A 23162-nucleotide genomic window follows, 5' to 3' on the forward strand; every position below is an offset into this window, starting at 1 on the left:
AGCCCCTTCCATCGCGTTTCAATATTGATAATGATAATTATTATCATTAAATATAGTAAACGAAGTTTCATTCTATACGCCATGGAATTTCGACGGATTTTTCATGGATTTTTAACCGTTACGTGATTATAAATCATCTCGAGCATCCGGTAATTGGCCGCCGGAGAGTATTCCCGCCACGGGTAAGACGGCAAAAGCTGCACGTTCCCCGAGCGGACCGCGGGCAGCCGAAGCCATTCGGGAGAAGACTGAAGCGCCTTCCAGTACTCCAACGTCTCCGTATCCTGGCGGATCAGCAGCAGCAAATGGTCGGCATCGCAAGAAGCCAAACGCCCAAGCGGAACATCGGACTCCGGAGGCTGGGACGATAACAACGAAGAAGACGTAAATCCGAGCGTCTCAAAAAGCATTTCCGTGATGCCCCGCCCCTCATTAACGCAGAGATGATGAAGATGAAGCCGAAGCGGCAGCATTTTGAGTTTCTTCAATTGTTTTTGCTCCAGGACTTCGCGGACTTTCGTCTGCATCCGGCGGTATTCCGCCAGCCACCGCTTCATTTCCTCCTGTTTGCCCAGCATTTCCGACAGCTTCGCCATTTGTAGCTCCCAGCCAATATTTTCGTCGCGCAGCTCATAGACCGGGGCGATTTCTTTCAGCCGCTCCATTTCCCACGGTTCGACGCCGGATGCGCATAAAATCAGCTCGGGCTGCGCTTCGGCCAGCCTGTCCAAATTTTCGCGCTTATTGTGATTCTGACGAAATGCGCTGAGATGCACCGGCATGACCGGGGCCAATGCTTGATAGTAATCGCGGGACCACTTCGGATGGAGCGGCGCGGCATACGGTATGACCTGAAGCGGAAGCAGGTATCCGAGCACGGAGGTCGAGCCGTATACGGCGATTTTGTTTTTGCGGGTTTTCATGTATTCCGAAGGAGATAGACCGATTTCCTTTTTGAACTTCCGGCTAAAATAAAACTCGTCCTTATATCCCACCGAATGGGCAACTTCTCTGAGCAAAAGGTCGGAGCCGAGCATCAGCTGCTTTGCCCTGTCCATACGGATCCGGGCTACGTATTCCATGACGCCAGAGCCGTACGTTTTTTTGAATACCTCAGCAAAATACTTCGGACTAAGCTCGACCATGCCGGCCAGTTGTTCGACGGATATTTCTTCGTTGTAATGTTCCTCCAGGTATTTTTTGACTTCTTCCAGCGCCAGCGTTTTATCATTTTTGCGGTTTTGGCGATGGGCCGTGAGGATCCCGTACACCATCTCCTGAAAATCGATCTGTGCCCTCCAGCGTCTGAACTCATCCGAATGACGGATTTGTTCACGGATCGCCGAGCACTGAAGGATGAGCCGTGCTTCCGAATCCCCCGTGCTCACCGCTTCTTCCGGGAACAAGCCGTCCGGCTCGGCCGAGGCAAGACTTCGGCTGCCGTTTGGTTCCGGCTCCTGAAAAACATCAAAATAGAGCACGGCTACGCTTGCTCCGGACGACCCGTTACCGTAAATGCCATACGTGCTGCCCGATTTGCAAAAGCAGACCGCTCCTTTTCCCATCCGGATGTTTTCGTTATTTCTTTCGATGCCCGCCTCCCCTTCCAGCAGGACGATCATGGCCGGGTGCATCGTCAACCTCTGCTGCACGGGCAGTTCTTTTCCGCTCCACATTTCTATGTCCCTTAGCCGAAGAGTCCAGGTTGTTTGTATATTGGAAGATTGCAATGTTCATTCCGCCTTTATTGATAATGGTTATCATTATCATATAAATAGCATACCTCTTTTCCCATGTCCATAACTCAATCTGATTTCATGTTCTCAAAGATTGTAAAATGCAAAAAAGAGCCCCTGTATGTATACAGGAACTCTTCCGAAATTCGTATGCGGTCGAGAGGACTCGAACCTCCACGGGCGTACGCCCACTACCCCCTCAAGATAGCGTGTCTGCCATTCCACCACGACCGCATAATATGGTGACCCGTAGGGGATTCGAACCCCTGTTACCTCCGTGAAAGGGAGGTGTCTTAACCCCTTGACCAACGGGCCTTATTTAATTCCGCTCAGAAGCGGCGACAAGATTGAGTATATCAAAGACAGAAAATTCATGCAACACTTTTTTTCAAAAAAATAAAGAAATCACCCCTCCAAAATTTCAGAAGGAGTGATTCCGAGTATCCTGTGCTGCTATTCATTCAAAAGTTTTGCCAGCAATGCCGCCGCTTCGGCGCGGGTGATCGTTTCCTTCGGTTTCAGCGTGCCGTCGGGGTACCCGCTTACAACACCGGAGGCAATCAAAGCCGAGATGGCTTCATTTGCCCAAGGGGAAATCTCGTTTGTATCGGTAAAAATTCGTTCGCTTTGCTCTTTCTGCGGCAAATTATTTTTAAAAGCGCGGTAGAGGATGACCCATACTTGTTCCCTCGTCATTTTTTGTTCGGGTCTGAAGGTGCCGTCCTCAAAGCCGCTGACGATTCCCGCTTCGACCATGCCGTTCACGTACCGGGAGTACCACGCCCCCTCCGCAACGTCGGTATATACGGATTTTGCCGCCTTTCCGTTTAGACCGAGCAGCCGGGAAACGACCGTTATGAACTCCGCTCTGGTCATCATGCGGTCCGGTTTGAAGGTTCCGTCTCCATAGCCTTCCATGATTCCGCGCTCGGACAACCGCATCATCGCTTCGGAAGCCCAATGCCTCTCAACATCCGGGTAGGTTTTAGTCGGGTTGGATGAAGGCTTTTCGCTTTGCGGATCATTCCCATTGGCCTGGTTGCCGCTATCGTTATTGCCGTCGGTCTCGCCCTTGCCGGATCCGCCGTCACTTACTGCATTGCCGTTGTTCCCTTGGTTTCCGCCGGTACCGGCATTGCCGCCGTTTCCGGTAACCTTGATTCGAACCGGTTCGGTATAAAGATCATAACTATTTTCCGTATCTATGGATGCGGTATACCGGAGCAAGGCGTAAACGGTTCCGGCCTTCTGCGCCTGAATACGGCCCTCTTCCGTTTGATCCACCGCGACGATTCCGCGGTCATCCAGAAGAACGATCTCCGGGGAAATCTGTTTCCGGTTATGGCTGTAGCTCTCCACAAATGCGGAAAGTTCGATGCTATCGCCGGCCTTCAAGCTGACTTCCTTCATTTCCGGTTCAATCGTAATATCCCAATCTTTGGCCCAGTAAGCGTAATCCGTCGTAATCCCGAAAGCGCCGAGCATGAAAATCTTTTTAAAATCGGCATGATTGTTATAAGTCCAAGGGGAGATGATCAGCCCCCGTTGATGGGCCGCATCCATAAATTTCGGGCCTAGTCCGCCGTAGCTTGTATTCAGAGTGCTGTTATACTGCTGCATGACTTTGAGCGTCTCGCGTAGGGCCCCGTTTACCCGGTTCTCATTGGCATATCCTCCGGTCAAAAGACCGACCGGCATATCCGGTAGCTGAGCGCTAAGTCTGTCCAATTGATTCGTATCAAAAGACATGACATTGATCAAATCTTCGGCGTTTTTCTGTTTCACGAGACTCACAAACGCATCCACCGCAGCCGGGTTATTCGTTTTGATCTCCGCATAGACCATGGCGCCCCGCTCTCTGGCCAGATCGATCTGTTCCTCCAGCGTCGCGATACGGGCTTCGGGATAATTCGTCCCGGGCACCTGCCTTACCTTCAAGCTCCGCAATTCTTCCAGCGTCATATTTTCGACCCGTCCGGTTCCATAGGTTGTCGTATCCACGACACTGTCGTGAATGATGACCAAATGGCCGTCTTTGGAAAGGAATATATCATTTTCGATAAAATCGGCTCCCGCGTCGAGCGCCAGTTTATTGCTGATGATCGTATTTTCCGGGGCAACCGACGGCATGCCTCTATGGCCGATCATATACGGCTTTCGAATCAGCGTCGTATGTCCGGAATACACCTTCAAAGCCCGGTACGCTTCGCCCGCCGATTCGGTGATCATCCCGTTCACTCCGGCCGTAATCATGCGGTGCAAATTAACGTATCTCTCCTGCTCGTCCTTCGCCTTGGCCTCCTTGCTCCAAACGACGACGGTCCTTTGCTGGAGATAGGCTGCGTTTTCCTTGGAAGCCGCTTCTTGAGAAAGTATCACGATCTTTGCCTGGCTCCGGGTCGCCTGTTTGCGAATCTCCATCAAATCCTCGTTCGATCTCACCTTCGCGCCGCTGAAATCCACGATGCCCCGCAGCATCGGATAGGCTTTCCGGGCCTGATCGACCAGTTCCGGCCGGTCGGAAACGATAAAGGCATCCTCCAGGCCGAGGCTTTTCAGTTGAGTCGTCAAACGGCTCACCGTCTCCGCATCTTTTACATAGAAAGCCGGCATGATGCTGGAACCGATGGCTTCGAGTACGTCCTGCAGGCTCATCATCCCTTTTTTTCCGCCCGGAGCGGTTACCTGCATGTCTTTGTCGACATGGATGATCAGCGTAGCCGGCGGTTGCCCACCCTTATAGCCGTCCAACTGTTCCTTGTTTACCAGTTCCGCTATGACGGATGGCGCCAGGGCGATCGAAGTGTCCGCCTTCGCGACGTTCACAAAGCTCGCTTCCGGGAGCGGGGGAAGCTCGGTTTGCCGAAGCGTTACCCGAAGATTGTCCACCTTCATGATGCTGCCGTTCGCTTGCAAGCCGATCCCGCCCTTGAGATAAGCGCCCGCTTGATCGGTATTCACGACGAGCTGCCCGTCGATCGACTGCATCACCCGGTCGTCATAAACGGCAATCTTGTAACGGTACATTTTATCGGCTCCGATCGTTTCTTGGAAAGCCCCTTTGCTGATCACGTTCCATGCGTTTTCCGGCGTACGTTCGGCAAATTCGACCCCGTTGACGGCCGTGGCATTTTGGCGGACGGCCATTTGGTAGTAAGGATAACCGCCGCTTGCGTTGTTTTGGATGCGGTACATGATGGAGTGCCAGCGGGTAGGTTCATTTGCCGCAAGATGGGTCACATCGGCCTCGATTTCGTAATTCCCGAACAGCTGCAAGTAATCCGGCAACAAGACGCGCGTCGGATTGTCCGGCGAGTTGCTTGCGTCCATAACGAATGCGCCGTCTTTGACTGCGGCCTTCCCGTCCGTCTTGCCTTCCACTCTGGTCCAGCCGTCCGGAAGCTTACCTTCGGCTTCCTGCTCGAAATCATTTTCATAGAGAACGTATTCCGCATCCACTCCCTCTTTAGTCACGATCAGAAGCGAAACGGAAGCACCGTCCTTTTGAGCGGTCACCGGATGGACCCCTTTCCGTTGAGCGGTCAGTTTATCGTCCTTAAACAAAACCGCCTGGTCGAGAGAGGACCATTCCACATCGGTACCGGTTAGTGTGCCTGACGTAAAATCATTGAAATCAGCCGAAAACGTTAGCTCTGACAAGGGTATCCCCTTGTCCGTCTCGGCCAACACGTAACCCGGCTCATGGCGCAAGGAATTCACCTTAACTCCGTTGGCGCTCGGCTGCACGGTCACTTCCTGCGACCATTCGGCATTGGCATAAATCGCCGTTACAACGGCCGAACCTTCCTTCAGGGGATAGATTTTGCCATCGCTGATCTTAAGAATGCTTTCGTCGGAGGAGAAAAACCGGAGTTGCTCGGGTACGATCGGATCGGTTACTCCATCCGAAAAATAAACGCTCCCCGTGACCGACAGCGGGCCCGATAAAGCTTCGACGTTACCCGGAAGCGTCAGGCGGAGATCGTCTATCGTAATTCTCGTCACTTTCAGATTGTCGAACGATACCGTGCTTTGGTCGGCCTGAAATCCGATTTTCCCACGGTCAAGCAGACCCGAGGCAAAGTTTTGATCCAGCAAAAGCTTGTATTCGGCCTCATCCTTGGCTTTGATGTACTCCTTGACATTGTTGCCGAACACCCTGACCTTGAAGCTGTAATCCTGCTTAACTTCCAAAGCGTCCGAAGAACCGCTGGCAATGACCGACCAAGCGTTGTCCGGTTTGCGGTAGGCGACTTCGTAAGTGCCGTTCTGACGTACGGCCATTTGATTGTAAGGCGCTTTGCCGTCCGCGGCTCCTCTGAACATCAGCGCAGCCCAGCGCGCCGGGTTCAGGACACGGTCAAAACGGACGTCCGCCTCGATCGTGTAATTGTCCCACTGCACAGGCGCGGTGATTCTTGCCTGTTGGCCGGAAGCCGTTCCGTCGAACGTCATGCTCTTGTTTCCGTACGTATCCTCCGTGACCGAGAAAGCGGGACTTCCCGCCTGAACGTCCGAAATCCATCCATAAGGGATTTCACCCGTTCCGTACGAATCGAAGTCCTCCTCCAGCAGCAACGGATTCACGATGCCGGACACCGGATTATCATCCACCAGCTCCAGGACACCGTAACCGCTCGTGTCGTTCCAGAAGGAGCTGGATCCATAAGCGCTCCAGGCATTGGTGCGCTCTTGCGCAGCATCCTCCCCGTAGCGGTCGGTCGCGGTCGCCTCGAAGCCGAGCCGTTTTTGCTGAACCGGGCTCATGCCAAGCATGCTCCAAGGAACGGCTACTTCCAGCGACCAGCCTTCGCCCGTGGTCCGAATGGCGCGCAGGATTTGCTTTTCATCCTTATCGCGATGATTATCGAGCGCCGCACCAAAGTGAAAATCGGGAGTTGCCGAATCCGGCTTATAAACAAATCCGGCCTGCATATCGCCGCTTAGGAAAGGGGCGGAGCCGTGCAGCGTAGGATCGAAAAACAGGCTGACGCTATCCTGTTGAAACCAATACCCGGGAGCTTCCGAAATCAGCCGGTCGTCCTTTAACTCCATCCCGACATACAAGTACTGGTTGTCCCACAGGAGACCCAGCCTGGCCGGAGAGACCAGCCCGTCGCCCAACGGAACGTCCAGTGTTTCGGACAGGGACCAGAATGACTCGTCGAAGGCGCCGTCGATTACCGGCGCGGTTAGTGTTTTGCGGACGTCGAGCCGTTTTCTCCCCGATTCGTCCGCACTCGCGAGAGAAGGAGACTGGACAAGAGACAAAACTATATTACCGATCAAAACCAGGAGCAAGAAAACACTCATTTGCCTTTTGGATTTTCGCACTTTGATTTTCCCCTCTTCTTCATGATTTCCTGACTACTTCAATCCGGCGTGCATGAAGCTCTCCACAAATTGTCTTTGGAAAAAGAAGAACGCGATCAACAAAGGTGAAATGACCATGATGGTTGCCGCGGTAACCGTTCCCCATTGCGCACCCGTCTCGAAAGATTGGGCAAAGATGGCGATCCCGACGGTCAGCGGGCGGTTTTGGACGGAATCCGTCACAATGAGCGGCCACATAAAATTACTCCAATGCGTGCTGATGGAGATCAACGCGAAAGCGATATAAGTCGGGCGGGCCGACGGCAGATAGATATGCCACAGCGTCCGCCACCACCTGCATCCGTCGACCCTCGAGGCTTCATCCAGCTCATAAGGAATTTGCTTGAAGGTCTGCCTCAATAAAAACACCCCGAAGGAGGAGGCCCAGTACGGAATCATAATCGCCCACTTCGTATCGATAAGATGAAGCTCTTTCATGACCGTATAGTTCGGAAAAATCAAAATGTCCGGCGGAATCATGATTTGGACCAGGAACAGCACAAAGATGAGTCCTTGGCCGATAAAACGCAGCCTGGCGAAAGCATAAGACGCAAGCGTAACGGTAAGCAGCTGGACGGCCAGCACCCCCGTGACGATCAGAATCGTGTTCCAATAGTAGACCGGGAACGGAATCGTCCTCCACGCCTCGACATAATTGCCGAAGGTCGGTTCGGTGACGGCAAACGGATTGGACCGGGTCAGCATTTCATCCGCCGGTGTAATCGAGGTTACGGCCGCCCAGATCAATGGCACGGCAAACACCAGCGCCAGCAGGGATATGAAGATATGGTTTAAAAAGCGATGCATGGAAAGTATCCTCCCTCAGTAATGAATCCGCTTGTCCAGAAAACCGTAATAAAAAATCGATACGATTAGCAGGATGGCGAGCAGAATCACGGTCAACACGGACGCTTTTCCCATATCCCAAAAGCTGAACGCCGTTTCGTAAATATGATATAGCAGCAGGTTACTCGCATTGTTCGGGCCGCCCTTGGTCATGATGTACAGATGGTCCACCAGCTTGAAGGAATTGGTGGTCGCAATGACCAGTACGAACAGGGTTGTCGGCATCAGGAGCGGAAACGTGATTGTTCTGAACTTGCGAAGCGGACCGGCTCCATCGATCTCGGCGGCCTGGTACACCTCCTTGGGCAGTGCCTGGAGTCCGGCCAGAAAGAATATCATGAAATACCCGGACTCCTTCCAGATCAGCATCACCATCATGGAGATCAACACCCACCCCGGATCGCCCAGCCAGCCTGGCCCCGGGACGCCGAACAGCCCGAGGAATTTATCCAAAAGCCCGTAATCCGGCGTGTAAATAAACAGCCAAATATTCGCGATGGCGATCATCGGGATCAGCGTCGGATAAAAGAATGCCGCACGAATCAGGCTTCTTCCCCGCAGCTTTCCGTTGACCCAAACCGCCATATACAGCGCAAGCAGGATGCTGGCGGGGACAGTCACAAGCGCAAGCAGAATATTGTTGCGAAGGACCTTTAAGAACACTTCGTCCCGAACGACCTGCCCGTAAAGCTCGAAGCCCACGAAATGCCTGACGTTCATCACGGTTTCGTAAAAGCTCCAATCCAGCACTTTGATCATCGGATAGAAGGTAAAGACGGCCAGAAATACGAGCGACGGAAAAAGCAAGGCATAAGCCAGAATGTTGTCCTTTAAGCGATATCCGCGAAAAAACCGCGGCCAATTGCGTGTCACTTACCACTCACTTCTTTCCCTGACCATCGTCGGGGGAGGAATCTCCCCCTCGGATCGTCACTTATTTACGATACTTCTTCAAAATCTCGTCGGCTTGCTGCTGCGATTTTTCCAAAGCTTCTTCGGGCGTCATTTCGCCGAGCAAGGCGGACTGGATATTGTCGTTAAACAGCTTTGTCACCTGTCCGTTCTGATACGTGGACAATTCGCTGGATGCATATTGCATCTGGTCGCGGGCCACGGCAGCCTGCGGGAAGCCGGCCACATAGTCTTTCAGCAAATCCGTTTCATAAGCCGCTTTCGTTGTGCCTACGTATCCTGTGTCAATGGACCATTGAGCCACGCGCTCTGGCTCGGTCAGGAACTCGATGAATTTGACGGCAGCCGCCTTCCGTTCTTCGGGAATGTCCTTAAACACGTACAAATTGCCGCCGCCCGTCGGGGAACCGTAATTTTTGTTGGCCGGGAGATAGGCTACGCCGAAATCGAATTTCGCGTCGGATTTGACCTTGGACAAATTCCCCGTCGTATGGAACATCATCGCCGTTTTGCCGCTGATAAAATCGGACGGTACCGTTGCCCACTCCAATACGCCTTCAGGCATCACTTTATCCTTGCGCCCCAGGTCGGTGTAAAATTGCAGCGCTTCTTTCACTTCCGGTTTGTTGAAATAAACTTCCGTACCGTTGTTGTTCACGATGTTCGTTCCCGATTGCAGGGACAGCGCCTGAAGCATCCAGTATTGATAACCGGTACTCGGGATTTCCAAGCCCCACTGGTTCACATTGCCCGAACTATCCTTCACCGTCAGCTTGCCTGCGAACTCTCTCAGCTCGTTCCAGTCGGCCGGCGCTTTTTCCGGATCTAGACCCGCGTTTTTAAACAGATCCTTGTTGTAATACAGAACGATGGTGCTCCGCTGGAAAGGGACGCTCCATACCTGGTCCCCGGATTTGGTGTTGCTCATGAACGCTTCATAGAATCCGTTAAAATACTCCTGCGAAAACCGCGGGGTCAGCTCTTCGAGCGCATTCATCTCCAACAGGCTGTACAATTCCGTCGACAAAAGGACGGCAAGATCCGGCGAGTTTCCGCCCTTTACGGCCGTGACGACTTTGGTCATCGTATCCTGATAACTGCCCGCATACACCGGCTTAACGGCAATCGACGGGTTCTCCTGTTGAAAATCGGCGACCAGCTTGTCCACAAAGCTTGTAATCGGTCCTCCGACCGCTACCGGAAAATAGAAGCTGAGCTCTACCGGTTTGTCGTTCTCGGTATTTTTGTTATTCTGGGTCTCCGCTCCTTGGTTGCCTTGGTTGCCTTGCTCCGCCGAAGCCACGCTGTTCCCTTTCCCGTTTGCTCCCTGGTTTCCGCCGCTGCCGCAGGCCGTAAGAACGAGCATAAGTGAAATAATGAGCAGACTGATTTTTTTCATTTTCGATGGTTCCTCCTTATGATTTGGGTTCATTTATTTCTTCCTTCGCAAGATCGCGAAGGTTATTGCCATAACCGTTCAATTGGACGTATCCTATCCTTTCAGATCGTTTCCAGACGAAACTGCTCAAAAATCGCGCTGACGGAAGGCAGGATAAAATCCGGCCTGATGCCGGTTTGCCCGACGGATTCCTCGGAATCCACTCCCGTAAGCACCAATGCCGTAGCCATGCCGATACGGTGCCCGAGAGATATGTCCGTCTCGAGCTTATCGCCAACCATCAAGCATTGTTCCGGACGAGCCCCGAGCTTTTGCAGGGCATAGGAAGCGTAATAGACCGACGGCTTACCGACCATTACGTCGGTTTTCCGGCCGCTTGCCGTTTCAATGGCCCGGATGAGGGCCCAGGTGTCGGGGATCACGCCATCCTCCATCGGGCAATACGGATCCGGATTGGCGGCCACCAAGAGCGCTCCGTTTCTTACCGCGTTCACCGCCGCCGTCAATTTGACAAAGTCAAAATTGCGATCCAGTCCGACAAGAACATGGGTGGCTTGCCCCGCCTGTTCCGTGACATTCAATCCGCCGCGGATCAATTCGTGGGACATTGCTTGATCGCCAAGCGGGAAGATACAGGCATTAGGAGCCTGATCCCGGAAGTACATGCAGGCAACCGTTAAGGCGGTAATCACCTCGTCCGCCGAACATGCGATGCCAAAACCGGCCAGCTTGTCCCTTACCTGCTCCCTTGTGTACAGTGTCGTGTTCGTGGCGAACATAACGGCTTTCCCTTGTTCCCGAAGGGTTCGAATCGTCGTGTCGGCACCTTTCAAAATCCGGTTCCCGACATAAATGGTGCCGTCGAGATCAAACAGATACCCGGAAAACTCACTTATCGAGGTTTGATGCATTTGTCTCAACCTGCTGCTCCTTTCAAACAAAATAACCCTTGCTCGAATAACGAGATACGGAAACCGACCATGTCATGGCAATGGCCTAAACCGTATCATCGTTACAGAACAAGGGTTTTCTCCTGGTCTCAACCCGATATTTCAGTAACTTTGCTACAAGAGAAGTATAAATTTACATCATAAGCGCAGCATCAACCTGATGTTATATTTGTGTAAATTTTCGGCTCCGCATAATCCCATATCCGCGGATCCCCGCTCGATATATAGTCCGCCCCGCTGGCCAGCGCCTCGGCGATTTCATGCTCATGGCGAATTAAGCCTCCAACGATCAAAGGCTGTTTGATCATCTCTTTCAATTCCCGGGTCACGCGCGGCATCAAGCCAGGCATAAGCTCGACCTCGTCGGGCTTGGTAGCGTTGATCATGCGTACAGCCGTGTTGATCGCGGCGGTGTCGATCGCAAAAATACGTTGAATGCTTTTGATTCCGGCCTGCCGTGCGGCCGTAACCGCGCCGGACTTGGTCGTCACGATGCCGTCCGCCTTGAATTTGTCGCATAAATAAGCGATCGAGTGACTGTCCCTGCCCAGCCCGCCGATCATCTCAATATGCGCATAAACCTGTTTATCCGCCTCATGGAGACGGTAGATATATTCTTCAATATTGCCGATATGGCCGATCATCAGATTCACCCGGCTCACGTTGCTCTGAAGCACCTGAACAAATTGTTCTTCCTTCGTTACCGAAGCGATGATAGGATAGTTTCCCACTTGTCCCACCTGCCTTATGAGAGTTGTCTACAAGTCTAGCAGGGAACTGTTCGGACAGTGTTAACTCGCGGGGAGCGGGTAGCTGGAGCGTGGAGCGTGGAGCGGGTGCGTGCAGCGTCGAGCGGGAGCGGGCAGCGGGAGCGTGCTGCGGGAGCGTGCTGCGGGAGCGTGCTGCGGGAGCGGGCAGCGGGAGCGTGCAGCGTGCAGCGAGCAGCGGGAGCGAGCGGGACGTGGGGAGAGTGCGGTGAGAGTGTGGGTTCGCGGGCCATCAGTTGTGCTTAGCACCCCCATGAGCTAATATAAGGCCCTTTTTGTCCCCTATTTCAGGGAAAACGATGAATTGTCATGAAATAAGGCCGTTTTTGGTTCTTATTTTTGAAAAAAGCCAAAAAATACTGTGCTCAGCACCCCCATGAGCCAATATAAGGCCTTTTTTGTCCTCTATTTCAGGGATAGCGATGGAATGTGGTGCAATAAGGCCGTTTTGGGTCGTTATTTTTCGCAAAAAGAATCCTCCGGATTCACCGGGAGGTTCTTGGTCCTTTGACGATGTAATTGCCAATGGAGAGAGTGGAGTACGGGACGAACCCTCCCTACGGGTGATCCTACCTCTTTCGCAAAAAAAAGAGCCTCCCGGAAAACCGGAAGGCTCTTTTTACGAAGTATTTCAACGGAGAGAGAGGGATTCGAACCCTCGCACCGCTTACGCAGTCTAACCCCTTAGCAGAGGGTCCCCTTATAGCCACTTGGGTATCTCTCCAAGAAAATGGCTCCCCGAACAGGACTCGAACCTGTGACAACTCGATTAACAGTCGAGTGCTCTACCGACTGAGCTATCAGGGAACAATCAGGTAAGAATAAATTTAGCACGTTTACTTGATAAAGTCAACAAAAGACGATCGAAATTGCGATCTCATTTTCCCATGGGGAATCAAAAAAAAATCCATTTTGAGGTATTGCATTCAAAGGGAAAGTCGTTAAAATATATTTAACGTTAAAATTATTTTAACAATAATTTTTATCCAAAGGAGAATTTGCCCATGCGTGCAGAAGCCCTGAGCAAAAGAATAAGTCTGGCGGGTTTGACCGAACACAAATCCTTCATGTATCTCCTTGCAGCGAGAATCATTTCCCGATTCGGCGATTCCATCGATTCGATCGCGTACAGCTGGATGGTTTATATGCTGACCGGCTCCAAAATCATGATGGGATCACTATTTGCGTTAAATTTCATACCCAGCCTGCTGTTCAGCTTTTTTACCGGGGCCTTGGTAGACCGGTGGTCCAAACGCCGCGTCATTTTGTTGACCAACCTGGGCAGGGGCTTGATGGTCGTTTTAACCGCCGCCCTATACGGCCTGTCGATATTGAAGCCTTGGCATTTATATGTCATTGCTTTTATCATCTCCACCTTGGAATGCTTTTCGTCTCCTGCCGAAATCGCCCTGGTTCCCCGGCTTCTTCCCAAAGAACAATTGATGCAAGGCAACTCCATCAGCACCTCGTTTTCCCGAATCGCCGAGCTCGCCGGTTTGGCTGCAGCCGGAAGCATCATTGCTCTCGCCGGAATTTCCGGCGCCATCCTGATCGACGGCTTGACCTTCTTTGCCGCAGCTTTATTCATCCAGCGCATTGGCGACAATTCAAAATCCGATACCCCTGGAAAGGATGCCGACGAAAGCTCCACGATATGGAACGAAATAAAAGTCGGCTTTACCTTTATTTTTTCCAACAAGCTGATCCTCACCATCGTCCTGGCCGCCGCGTTCGTAAATTTATGCCTCTCTCCTTATAATGTGCTCAATCCGGTGTATGTCGACGAGCTTTTGAAAGCCGGACCGGCGGGGTTAAGCTTGCTTGGCATTACGCTCATTTGCGGTATGGTTGCCGGAGGGCTGTGGCTTTCGCGAAAAGGTGGGACCCGGAAAAAGAGCAGTCTTATCGTTACAGGATTCCTCCTGCTCGGTACATGTTACGCGCTACTTTACCTGCCCCCATATCTCCCTATTCCTCCTCTTTTTCCGGCAGGGCTATTCAGCTTCGGCATGGGCGTTGCCGTTTCTTTGACGAGTACCCCGGCCACCACGTACTTTATGGAAACCGTCCCCAAAGAACTGCTGGGAAGAGTCGGAGCGCTTTACGGGATGGTATGTACCTGTGCCATTCCGCTCGGCAGCATGCTTGCGGGAATCCTGGGAGAATGGATGCCGGTGCAGAGCCTGTATCTTCTTTTCGGCCTGCTGTTGATTATTCCGGGCATGCTGCTATTAAAGCATCGCAGCTTCAGACAACTGTAAAGCCGGCATTTTGACACTTTGTAGCCTATCCGGCATGCGGTATACTGGTTAGAGATCATCATGAAACGTAATCCTGTTCTCAAAACCGGGGGCTAAGATGAAAAAAGAATTGAAGACGCTGGAAGAAATCCGGATTTATTCGGATCCGTACCGGATTCAGATTATGAATGAATTCCAAAAACTCGGCCGTCCGGCCACGGTGAAGGAAATTGCCGATTTGCTGGGCGAAGTGCCCGCCAAAGTGCATTATCATGTTAAAAAACTGGAGAGCATCGGACTGGTCACATTGACGAGTACCAAGCTGGTCAACGGAATCACCGCCAAATATTACACGCCGTTTGAAGGTCAAATCACGATTAAGAAGAGCGGGTTTGACGAAGCCGTTCAGCAGGTGGTCATGTCCGAAACGCAGATGCTGCTGCACAATTTGTTCGAGGATAGCAAGAAACGTTTTCTTGCGGCCAACAACGGACCGAAGCCGGAAGGAACCTTGACGAGTCAAACCGTTTATCTCACCAAGGAAGAAGCTGACCAATTGATCGCGCTGATCAGTGATTTTTGCGATAGCCGAAAACGCGACGACGGATCGAATTCGAGAGATAAGTACGACATCTTCTTCACCATGGCAAAACAACAGGGCCCTGATCATTCCGCCGCCAACAAAAAAGAACCGTCCTCTCCGTAATAGGAAATCCGGTTCTTCCTTTCGCCGCTGTTCAGCAGCTCTTGTTTACTTTTCGTTTTTCTCGTCCTCATATCCGAAAAGGCGAATGGGCTTCGGCTCAGTTCCGGGTTCCGTTTGCCTTCGCGGACGAGTTTGTCCCGCATTTTTTTTGCCTGCGATTTGGCCATGCTTATCACTCCTCTAAAAAATAATCCTATCCATTATACCATGAATTAGAGCGTTTTGAGGATCAGCTTTCCTCTGCATCGGCCGCACAGATAACGTTCCGGATCCACCCGCCGTTTACGCAAATATTCCATTCCGCAGCCGGAGCATAACAGTTTATACCGGTACGGTTGGACCTTGCGTTTCGCTTGGCCGGGCAGCGATTGGCAATAGCGACTGCCGCCTACTTTTTTCAACAAAGCTTTGAATTCCGGGTCCCGGTGCCGGTACCCCCTGCCGGACAAATGGAGATGGTAGTGGCAAAGCTCATGTTTGATGATTTTTTCCATTTCCTCGGTTCCGAATGCCTCAAGCTGGGCGGGGTTCATTTCAATATGATGGTTTTTCAAAAAATAACGTCCCCCCGTCGTCCGCAGACGCTTGTTGAACGTGGCCTTGTGGCGAAACGGGATCCCGAAGCTTCGGAGCGAAATATCTTCTACCCATGCCTGGAGCTGTTTGTCGTTCATAAACCCGCTTTCCTCCTTCCGGATGTACTTGAATTTTAACTTCTCATTACGCTACACTGTCAAGTAGGAATTAAAGACAAAGGAGATTACCCGAAATGGCCGTGATGAGATACGTTATTTTACAGCAGGATCAAAAATTATCGTTCGTGGAAATGCCCAGCGACTATGCCTACCAATTAAGCGCGCTGAATTTGCGCCTGAATAAAGAGATCGACAAATTAACCGCGGCGCAGGTTCCTTCATTGCCTCGGGCTATCGCGGAATGCGATAACCTGGATTTGCTGCAGGAATCGCTTCGGGTCATAAGCGGGATTGATTACATCAACGAGCTGGAGGCGGCGTTTTCCGCGATCCAAGAGGAGAATTACCCTCTCATCGCCCTGCTTACCGAGATCCGCGCGCTTCAAGCTCAATTGGAGCAATGGTATGAAGAAGAAGGGATTGTCTGACACGCATCAAAGCTAAAGGCGACTTGGACCTGCACAACCTCCGGCATTCACCCATATGTTACTTTAAAGGAAAAGGGTGCCGTAAGGAGGAGATTGTGTTGCCCAAATGGCTTAGCAACCAGATTATGCGTGCCTTCCATAAGCGCGACAGCCGCCAAATTCGCCTGCTTAACGACTGCTGGTTTTTCTATTACAACCGGCGGGAAGCCGGCCATGATTCCGGCAATCTGGAGTAGGTCGTCATCATTCCATTTCTTCGAGAATGAGTAACGCGGGAGAACTCTCTTTGGGCGTTGCTCATTCTTTTTTTAATTTAAGGAGGCTTTATGGTCCATACGAGATTGTGCTGGGGTTTCTGGGTTTGCAAGTCCTCATGGCCGCAATCATGGCCTTCTTTCCCGGAGATGAAGGCATGAGAAGCAAAACCGGCATCGCTTCATATACCCCTTCCCCAAAATCGGCCGGAGATTATATATTTAACGGATTGGTTCTGCTGCTTGCCGGCGGTGCCCTTTTTATGGAGTACATAAATGAAAGCATTGAAAAAAAGCCTTGGCTCACCAGAGTAGGCATTCGCTTAGCCGTCCTCTCTTCCTCCGTCGCGCTCATCCTCTTCCTGACCATCATGGTCGCCGCATTTTCCGAATAATAAAAATGAAAGGATAGAGCTCGGAAGCGTTCCGAAATCTCTATCCTTTTTGTTATCCTGTCGCAAAAATCCGGTAATCTTCCGGGTCTTAGCGCATTTATTGCTCCCCTGCACGACTTTGCGGCCGGCGCATCGTCAAGCCGACGCGTCCTTTTTTGACGTCCACGTTCAGCACCCAAACCGTCACGTTGTCGCCGACGGAAACGACGTCCATCGGGTGTTTGACGTAGCCCTCGCTCAATTGGGAAATATGGACGAGGCCATCGTTCTTGATTCCGATATCGACAAACGCGCCGAAATCGATGACATTGCGCACCGTGCCTTGGAGTTCCATGCCGGGAACCAAATCCTCGATCTTCAGCACATCGGTGCGGAAAATCGGCAACGGCAGCTCCTCGCGCGGGTCACGGCCCGGCCGCTGGAGGCTGTCCAAAATGTCGCGCAGCGTCGGCACGCCGACCGAAAGACGCTCCGCCAGCGACTCGGGATCGAGCGAGGCGAGCCGGGCCGCCAGCTCCTTCGAGCCGAGCTGGTCCATCCCGACCCCGAGTTCCTTAAACAGACGGTTTACGACGTCATAGGACTCGGGGTGGATCGGCGTGCGGTCCAGCGGATGCTCGCCGCCATTGATCCGCAGAAAGCCGATGCACTGCTCGTACGTCTTTGCTCCGAGCCGCGGCACTTTTTGCAGCTGCTTGCGGCTTTGGAAGCGTCCGTTCTCCTCGCGGAACTTGACGATATTTTTGGCCGTCGTCGCATTGACGCCCGACACGTAAGAAAGCAGCGAGGACGAAGCCGTATTGACGTCTACTCCGACATGGTTGACCGCCGACTCGACCACATGGGTCAAACTCTCCTCCAGATGCTTTTGCGAAACGTCATGCTGGTACTGTCCGACCCCGATCGCCTTCGGTTCGATTTTGACGAGTTCGGCCAAAGGGTCCTGCAGCCGGCGGGCAATCGACGCGGCGCTGCGCTCGGCAACGTCGAGATCGGGGAATTCCTCCTGCGCCAGCTTGGAGGCGGAATACACGCTCGCTCCCGCTTCATTGACGATCAGGTAAGCGAGCTCCATATCTTTACGGTCGGCGATGATTTCCGCAACGAACTGTTCCGTCTCGCGAGAAGCCGTGCCGTTGCCGATCACGATAAGAGAAACGCCGTACTTGTCGATCAACCGGTTAAAAATTTCCGTCGCTTCCCGCTTCTTATTGTTTGGCGGCGTCGGATAGGTAACCGCGACCTCCAGCAGTTTGCCGGTATCGTCGACTACGGCAAGCTTGCAGCCGGTCCGGTAAGCCGGATCGACGCCGAGTACCGTTTTGCCGCGTACCGGCGGCTGCAGCAGCAGGCTGCGCAAGTTGGCGGCAAAGATGGAAATCGCCTGCTGCTCCGCTCTTTCCGTCAGCTCGCCGCGCACCTCCCGCTCGATCGACGGCGCGATCAGCCGTTTGTACGCATCCTCCACGACGGCGTGAAGGACGCTCTCCGTTGCCGACGCCCCTTTCATCCATCGTTTCGCGATGTAACGGTGGATCTGCTCCACATCCACCTCGAGCGAAACCTTGAGCACATCCTCACGCTCGCCGCGGTTCATGGCGAGAATACGGTGGGACGGCATTTTTTTCGCCGCTTCACGGTAGTTATAGTACATTTCATAGACGGATTCCGCTTCAGGCGACTTCGCTTCGGATACCATCATGCCGTGATCCATCGTGTACTTGCGGACCCAAGCCCGGGTCGCCGCCTCGTCGGCCATCGTTTCGGCCACGATATCCATAGCGCCTTGGAGCGCCTCCTCCGCGGCATTCACGCCTTTATCCGAATCGATATACTTGGCCGCTTCCGTTAAAGGATCCCCCTGCTTCGGCTGGGACAACAGCCATTCCGCAAGCGGCTCCAGCCCTTTCTCCTTCGCAACGCTCGCCCGCGTCTTCCGCTTTTGGCGGTAAGGTCTGTACAGATCCTCGACTTCCTGCAGCTTGACGGCTTTCCGGATGGCCGCCTCGAGTTCGTCCGTCAGCTTCTCCTGCTCCGCAATGATCCGGATGACCTCCGATTTCCGATCCTCCAGATTCCGCAGGTAGTTCGTACGTTCTTCCACGTCACGCAGCTGATTCTCGTCCAGTTCGCCGGTCATTTCCTTCCGGTACCGGGCGATAAACGGTATCGTGTTGCCTTCATCCAGGAGCGAGATGGTCGTCCGCACTTGTTTCAGGGACAGGCCCAGTTCTTTGGCCACCTGCTGCACAATGCGTTCCCGATCTTCGGCTCCCTGCTTCTCCTGTGTTGCGTTAGCATCCAATTGCGACAATATGATCCCTCTTTCATTCGACCAGACTTGTAAAAACCACTACTCTCTATTATCACAAACTTCCTTTTCCATTTCCAGCACAGGGAAAACAACATTCCAATTCATGCGGACAAAAAGAAAAACACCGGGTTTTAGATGAACTAAAACAACGGCGTTTCTTCTTTTGCCATTTAAAAATTACTGTAAATATTGCCTGTTTCCATGGTTGCAAAAATAAATACCGCCAATATCACGAACAAAATAATCAGACCGTAAAGAACGGTCCCGATGATTCCGCAAACGAGTCCGGCAATGGACAAGCCCTTCCCTTGTTCCCCGGTCTTCTTCAGCTCTTTGAATGACAGACTGGCAAAAACGATCGCGATGATCCCCATGATAAAACCGATATACGGGATAAATAGAGACAAAATCCCGAGCACGAGCGAAGCGATCGATTTACCGTTCGTCTTCGGCGGCAAGGGAGGCGGCGGGGGTTGAAACCCCGGCGGACCCGGCGGAAAATTGTTGAATGTCGTGTATTGATATTGTCGATCTGACGGATGTTGATCCATTTAAAAAGAACCTCCTACATGAACTATGCTTATTGTACTTCATCCCAGGTCCTACCGCCAACCATTTTTAACCTTTTGCTTCCGATTTTTGACGGATTATTTTCAGCCAACTTTCAGTTTCATTTAAGATCCCTTTCATCTTCGCTCCCTAGAATAGGTCTTGATACATATTTCCCTTTACCTCAAAACCCATGGTGAAAGTAGGAGTGAGCGAATGAAAAACAAGAAATGGATATGGATCGGGACCGGAGCGGCCTGCGTTTTGATGATTTCCCTGGCCCTCGTGCTGCTCGTCACCCCGAACAAAAAGGAAGCGGTCTCCGCGCCGGTTCAGCAAACGACCAAGGTCGTCAAGGGCAGCATTATGGTCAGCGTGTCCGGATCGGGATCGGTCATCTCGACCAACAGCGAATCCGTGAGAACCAAGGATGAGGGTAAGGTGAAGGAAGTGCTTGTTAAAGCAGGTGATATCGTCAAAAAAGGACAGGCTCTCCTGACGTTTGAAGGCGAAGATTTGTCGGATAGCCTTGAATCCAAGCAGAGCTCTTTGGAATCCCAAAAGATGGACTTGCTTGATATCCAAGCGCAGTACAAGAAGCAGGTATACGAGGGTGCCTCCGAGGAGGAGCTGAATAACACCCGGAAGTCGATCAGCAAACAGGAGCTGGAGATCAAAAATACAGAGTCCGAGATCGCTTCCTTAAAGGAGGATATGGTTCCTCCCGCCTCTCTAAGCGCCCCGATGGACGGTACGGTGACCTCCGTAAATATCACGGCCGGAGAAAAGGCGAATAACGGCAGCGAATTGTTCGTCATCCATGATTACCAAAACCTCAGCGTAAAAATACAGGTGGACGAATTGGATATCCCTCAGGTTAAAACCGGAATGCAGGCGTCCGTGCAGCTCGATGCCCTGCCGGATACGTCGATTAACGGAGTCGTGTCCGACATTGCCGACGAAGGTACTTCTTCGAACGGCGTTTCCCTGTTCGATGTCACGATTAAATTGGATCAAACGGACGGAGTGCGCGTGGGGATGTCCGCTGAGGCTTCCATCGTTCTGAGCGACAAAAAAGACATATTAACCCTGCCTGTCGAAGCCGTCCAAAAAAGAGGGGACGGGTATGTCGTCATGCTTCCGTTTACCGCCTCGGATTCCGCGGGCGACAACCGTCAAAGCGGTGTACGCGGACCGGAGGGCGGCGAAGCGTCAAAGTCTGCCCCGAAAACGGAGCCTGCAGAAGGTACGGGACAAAGAAACCAAGTCACGGCTCGAGGTAAAGCGCAACAGGTGGAAATCGGCGTTCATAACGAAACCTTGATTGAAATTGTCAGCGGGTTAAACGAAGGCGACGAAGTGGTCATTCCTACCGTCATCGGAACCTCGACGAACCGGCAGCAGGAGCAGACGATGCAGGGCGAAGGCGGCTTCGGCGGCTTTGGCGGAGGCACGATGCCGGGAGGCGGAGGAATTCCGGGAGGCGGCATGTCCGGCGGGGGAGGCGGTGTCCCTAGTGGCGGAGGCGGGATGTCCGGAGGCGGATTTAATCGCGGCGGAGGTGGCAGATAGTGCCCGATACTTCAACCATGCCGCCTCTGATCAGCGTCTCCGGACTTAGCCACGGCTATAAAATGGCCGGAGAAGTCGTGCCGGTACTGAAAGACATCAGCTTTCAGATTCATCAAGGAGAATTCGTCGCCATCATCGGTCCCTCCGGGTCCGGCAAATCGACGCTCATGAACATGTTGGGCTGTCTCGATATCGCGAATGAAGGCACCTACCTGCTTGACGGACAGGATGTAAGAAACCTCTCCGATAACAAGCTTGCCGTCATCCGAAATGAGAAGATCGGCTTCATATTTCAGCAATTCAACCTGCTGCCCAAGCTTACGTCATTCGAAAACGTGGAGCTCCCGCTTATCTACAGAAATATACCGCACAAGGAAAGAAAACAAGCCGCCGAGGAAGCGCTGCGGATGGTCGGCTTGGCCGACCGGATGAGACATAAACCGTCCGAGCTGTCCGGCGGTCAGCAGCAGCGCGTCGCCATCGCAAGGGCCGTTGCAGGCAATCCCCCGGTTCTGTTGGCGGACGAACCTACCGGTGCTCTCGACAGCAAAACCGGCGTAGAAATATTGGATAAAATGAAAGAACTTAACCGGCTTGGGCACACGATTATCGTAATCACTCATGATCTTTCCGTTGCCGAGCAGGCCAAACGGGTAATCGGCATTCAAGACGGCATCATCGTCGAGGATCGGAGGCTCACGATATGAACCTGCTGCAGAGCTTCAAAATGGCCTGGAAAAGCATCACCGGCGCCAAAGTCCGATCCCTGTTAACGATGCTCGGCATTATTATCGGCGTTTCCTCCGTGATTACGCTCGTGTCCGTTGGCCAAGGGACCACTTCGCAAATTACGGAACAGCTCGAAGGCTTGGGCACGGATTTGCTGACCGTCTCGATTTCGGGCCGGGGCAGCACGACGTCCCTTTCCTATGAGGAGGCGATGCAGCTTGGCGAGATCGACGGAGTCAAGGCCGTCTCCCCTGTCGTCAGCGGATCGGCCACCGTCAAAAACGGTACGATCAACGACACCGTCTCCGTGGAAGGAATTGCCCCTTCTTACGAGGAGGTACAGGATTTTCATGTCCAGGCCGGCCGTTACATCCTGGATTTGGATATCGACTTCAGAATGAAGGTCGCCTTGGTAGGAACCGAGACCGCGAGCACGTTTTGGGGATCGGAGAACCCGATCGGACAAAGCATCCAGTTGAACGGGACCCGCTTCAAGGTCGTCGGTCTTCTGGAATCGAAGGGCTCCAGTCTAACGGCCTCCAACGATAATAAAATATTGATTCCTATCAGTACCGCGGAAAGGTTTTTACGGAGCCGGGGCGTGCGTTCGATTACGGTCCAGGTCGAAGATTCCAAACGGATCGGGCAGGTAAAGACCGCGCTGGAATCCGAGCTCGACAAGAAGTTCATGAATGCGGACAATGCTTACACGGTATTTAATTCCCAGGAAATGCTCGACACGCTCAATTCCACCACCCAAATGCTTTCGCTTGCTTTGGGCGGCATCGCCGGCATCTCCCTGCTTGTGGGCGGCATCGGCATCATGAACATCATGCTCGTGTCGGTCAGCGAACGAACGCGGGAAATCGGCATCCGCAAAGCCATCGGCGCGAAGAAGAGAACGATTCTGCTGCAATTTATGGTGGAATCCACCGCCTTAAGCGGGATCGGGGGACTGATCGGCATCGGGCTCGGATACGGCGCAAGCGCATTGATAGGCGGGTATACCTCCCTTAACACCTCCGTGTCCGTACCGATCGTGCTCATCGCCTTCGGGTTTTCCCTGTTCATCGGCGTCGTCTTCGGGATGATTCCGGCGAACAAGGCCGCCAAGCTGCGGCCGATCTACGCGCTGCGAACGGATTAAAATTGAATGCGGTATGCATGCAAAAAATAGCTGGATAAATTCCGGCTATTTTTTGACGTTAGACGATTTCGGCCATCTTAGACGGAAAATCTCCCGATAATTTGACGATTAAGCTCTCCGAATCGAGTTTTAGGTAAAATTAAAGGGAGC

Annotated in this window: 20 protein-coding genes and 4 tRNA genes; 9 read left to right on the forward strand and 15 right to left on the reverse strand. The window is 52.6% G+C overall.

Annotation, left to right across the window (positions count from 1 at the left end; translation table 11 throughout):
- Positions 1-101: 101 nt before the first annotated feature.
- From ACSFXJ_RS20075 to ACSFXJ_RS20115, 9 genes are all read right to left on the reverse strand, one after another.
- Entirely contained in the window at positions 102-1676 is a 1575-nt protein-coding gene (locus ACSFXJ_RS20075; protein ID WP_435922130.1) for an AraC family transcriptional regulator, read from the reverse strand.
- Positions 1677-1887: 211 nt separating this feature from the next.
- Positions 1888-1970 (reverse strand) — tRNA-Leu (locus ACSFXJ_RS20080).
- A gap of 6 nt (positions 1971-1976) precedes the next feature.
- Positions 1977-2051 (reverse strand) — tRNA-Glu (locus tag ACSFXJ_RS20085).
- 138 nt (positions 2052-2189) lie between these two features.
- The gene (locus ACSFXJ_RS20090) at positions 2190-7070 is read right to left on the reverse strand and encodes an S-layer homology domain-containing protein (RefSeq protein ID WP_435922131.1); all 4881 of its coding nucleotides are present in this window, start codon (positions 7068-7070) and stop codon (positions 2190-2192) included.
- Between the two features lie 33 nt (positions 7071-7103).
- On the reverse strand, positions 7104-7916 hold the full coding sequence (locus ACSFXJ_RS20095) for a carbohydrate ABC transporter permease (protein ID WP_435922132.1): 813 nt from the start codon (positions 7914-7916) through the stop codon (positions 7104-7106).
- Between the two features lie 15 nt (positions 7917-7931).
- Positions 7932-8828: a carbohydrate ABC transporter permease gene (locus ACSFXJ_RS20100; RefSeq protein ID WP_435922133.1), complete on the reverse strand. Its 897-nt coding sequence runs from the start codon at positions 8826-8828 to the stop codon at positions 7932-7934.
- A 61-nt stretch (positions 8829-8889) separates the two neighbouring features.
- A complete protein-coding gene (locus ACSFXJ_RS20105) occupies positions 8890-10266 on the reverse strand; it encodes an ABC transporter substrate-binding protein (RefSeq protein WP_435922134.1) in 1377 nt (458 codons plus the stop codon).
- Positions 10267-10367: 101 nt separating this feature from the next.
- On the reverse strand, positions 10368-11177 hold the full coding sequence (locus tag ACSFXJ_RS20110) for an HAD-IIA family hydrolase (RefSeq protein ID WP_435925818.1): 810 nt from the start codon (positions 11175-11177) through the stop codon (positions 10368-10370).
- A gap of 191 nt (positions 11178-11368) precedes the next feature.
- Entirely contained in the window at positions 11369-11947 is a 579-nt protein-coding gene (locus ACSFXJ_RS20115; RefSeq protein WP_435922135.1) for a glycerol-3-phosphate responsive antiterminator, read from the reverse strand.
- 23 nt (positions 11948-11970) lie between these two features.
- Between ACSFXJ_RS20115 and ACSFXJ_RS20120 the strand changes: the two genes are divergently transcribed.
- Positions 11971-12195 (forward strand): hypothetical protein, encoded by a 225-nt coding sequence (locus tag ACSFXJ_RS20120; RefSeq protein ID WP_435922136.1) that lies wholly within the window; start codon positions 11971-11973, stop codon positions 12193-12195.
- 423 nt (positions 12196-12618) lie between these two features.
- On the opposite strand, the gene ACSFXJ_RS20125 is transcribed toward ACSFXJ_RS20120, so the two are convergent.
- Together ACSFXJ_RS20125 and ACSFXJ_RS20130 are read right to left on the reverse strand one after the other, a co-directional pair.
- A tRNA-Ser gene (locus ACSFXJ_RS20125) sits at positions 12619-12707 on the reverse strand.
- 7 nt (positions 12708-12714) lie between these two features.
- Positions 12715-12790 (reverse strand) — tRNA-Asn (locus ACSFXJ_RS20130).
- Between the two features lie 197 nt (positions 12791-12987).
- Between ACSFXJ_RS20130 and ACSFXJ_RS20135 the strand changes: the two genes are divergently transcribed.
- Together ACSFXJ_RS20135 and ACSFXJ_RS20140 are read left to right on the forward strand one after the other, a co-directional pair.
- Positions 12988-14244 carry an MFS transporter gene (locus ACSFXJ_RS20135; protein ID WP_435922137.1) on the forward strand — a complete coding sequence of 419 codons (1257 nt, stop codon included), beginning with the start codon at positions 12988-12990 and terminating at the stop codon, positions 14242-14244.
- Between the two features lie 97 nt (positions 14245-14341).
- A complete protein-coding gene (locus ACSFXJ_RS20140) occupies positions 14342-14929 on the forward strand; it encodes an ArsR/SmtB family transcription factor (protein WP_435922138.1) in 588 nt (195 codons plus the stop codon).
- Here ACSFXJ_RS20140 and ACSFXJ_RS20145 read toward each other — a convergent pair.
- On the reverse strand, positions 14890-15096 hold the full coding sequence (locus tag ACSFXJ_RS20145) for a hypothetical protein (RefSeq protein ID WP_435922139.1): 207 nt from the start codon (positions 15094-15096) through the stop codon (positions 14890-14892). The two genes, ACSFXJ_RS20140 and ACSFXJ_RS20145, sit on opposite strands and share 40 nt — an antisense overlap.
- 45 nt (positions 15097-15141) lie before the next feature.
- Positions 15142-15603, reverse strand: coding sequence for a SprT family protein (locus ACSFXJ_RS20150; protein WP_435922140.1), 462 nt, complete (start codon positions 15601-15603; stop codon positions 15142-15144).
- A gap of 95 nt (positions 15604-15698) precedes the next feature.
- On the opposite strand from ACSFXJ_RS20150, the gene ACSFXJ_RS20155 reads away from it, so the two are divergent.
- The 3 genes from ACSFXJ_RS20155 (at position 15699) to ACSFXJ_RS20165 (ending at position 16701) form a co-directional block, all read left to right on the forward strand.
- Entirely contained in the window at positions 15699-16052 is a 354-nt protein-coding gene (locus ACSFXJ_RS20155; protein ID WP_435922141.1) for a hydrolase/acyltransferase, read from the forward strand.
- A 98-nt stretch (positions 16053-16150) separates the two neighbouring features.
- Positions 16151-16288, forward strand: a complete 138-nt coding sequence (gene cmpA, locus ACSFXJ_RS20160; protein ID WP_435922142.1) for a cortex morphogenetic protein CmpA — start codon at positions 16151-16153, stop codon at positions 16286-16288.
- 176 nt (positions 16289-16464) lie between these two features.
- Entirely contained in the window at positions 16465-16701 is a 237-nt protein-coding gene (locus ACSFXJ_RS20165) for a hypothetical protein (RefSeq protein ID WP_435922143.1), read from the forward strand.
- Positions 16702-16798: 97 nt separating this feature from the next.
- Here ACSFXJ_RS20165 and ACSFXJ_RS20170 read toward each other — a convergent pair whose 3' ends face one another.
- Both ACSFXJ_RS20170 and ACSFXJ_RS20175 read right to left on the reverse strand, forming a co-directional pair.
- Entirely contained in the window at positions 16799-19015 is a 2217-nt protein-coding gene (locus ACSFXJ_RS20170) for a Tex family protein (protein WP_435922144.1), read from the reverse strand.
- 170 nt (positions 19016-19185) lie between these two features.
- Positions 19186-19566: a DUF4190 domain-containing protein gene (locus ACSFXJ_RS20175; RefSeq protein ID WP_435922145.1), complete on the reverse strand. Its 381-nt coding sequence runs from the start codon at positions 19564-19566 to the stop codon at positions 19186-19188.
- 214 nt (positions 19567-19780) lie between these two features.
- Here ACSFXJ_RS20175 and ACSFXJ_RS20180 point away from each other — a divergent pair, with 214 nt between their 5' ends.
- From ACSFXJ_RS20180 to ACSFXJ_RS20190, 3 genes are read left to right on the forward strand one after another with little or no spacing between them, the layout of a single operon-like run.
- A complete protein-coding gene (locus ACSFXJ_RS20180) occupies positions 19781-21136 on the forward strand; it encodes an efflux RND transporter periplasmic adaptor subunit (protein WP_435922146.1) in 1356 nt (451 codons plus the stop codon).
- A gap of 17 nt (positions 21137-21153) precedes the next feature.
- Positions 21154-21843 (forward strand): ABC transporter ATP-binding protein, encoded by a 690-nt coding sequence (locus ACSFXJ_RS20185; RefSeq protein WP_435925819.1) that lies wholly within the window; start codon positions 21154-21156, stop codon positions 21841-21843.
- Positions 21840-23012 (forward strand): ABC transporter permease, encoded by a 1173-nt coding sequence (locus ACSFXJ_RS20190; protein WP_435922147.1) that lies wholly within the window; start codon positions 21840-21842, stop codon positions 23010-23012. The genes ACSFXJ_RS20185 and ACSFXJ_RS20190 overlap by 4 nt, the downstream gene beginning before the upstream one ends.
- Positions 23013-23162: the final 150 nt, after the last annotated feature.

Origin of the sequence: Paenibacillus salivarius (assembly GCF_051307165.1) — a bacterium.
Classification (GTDB): Bacteria; Bacillota; Bacilli; order Paenibacillales; family Paenibacillaceae; genus Fontibacillus.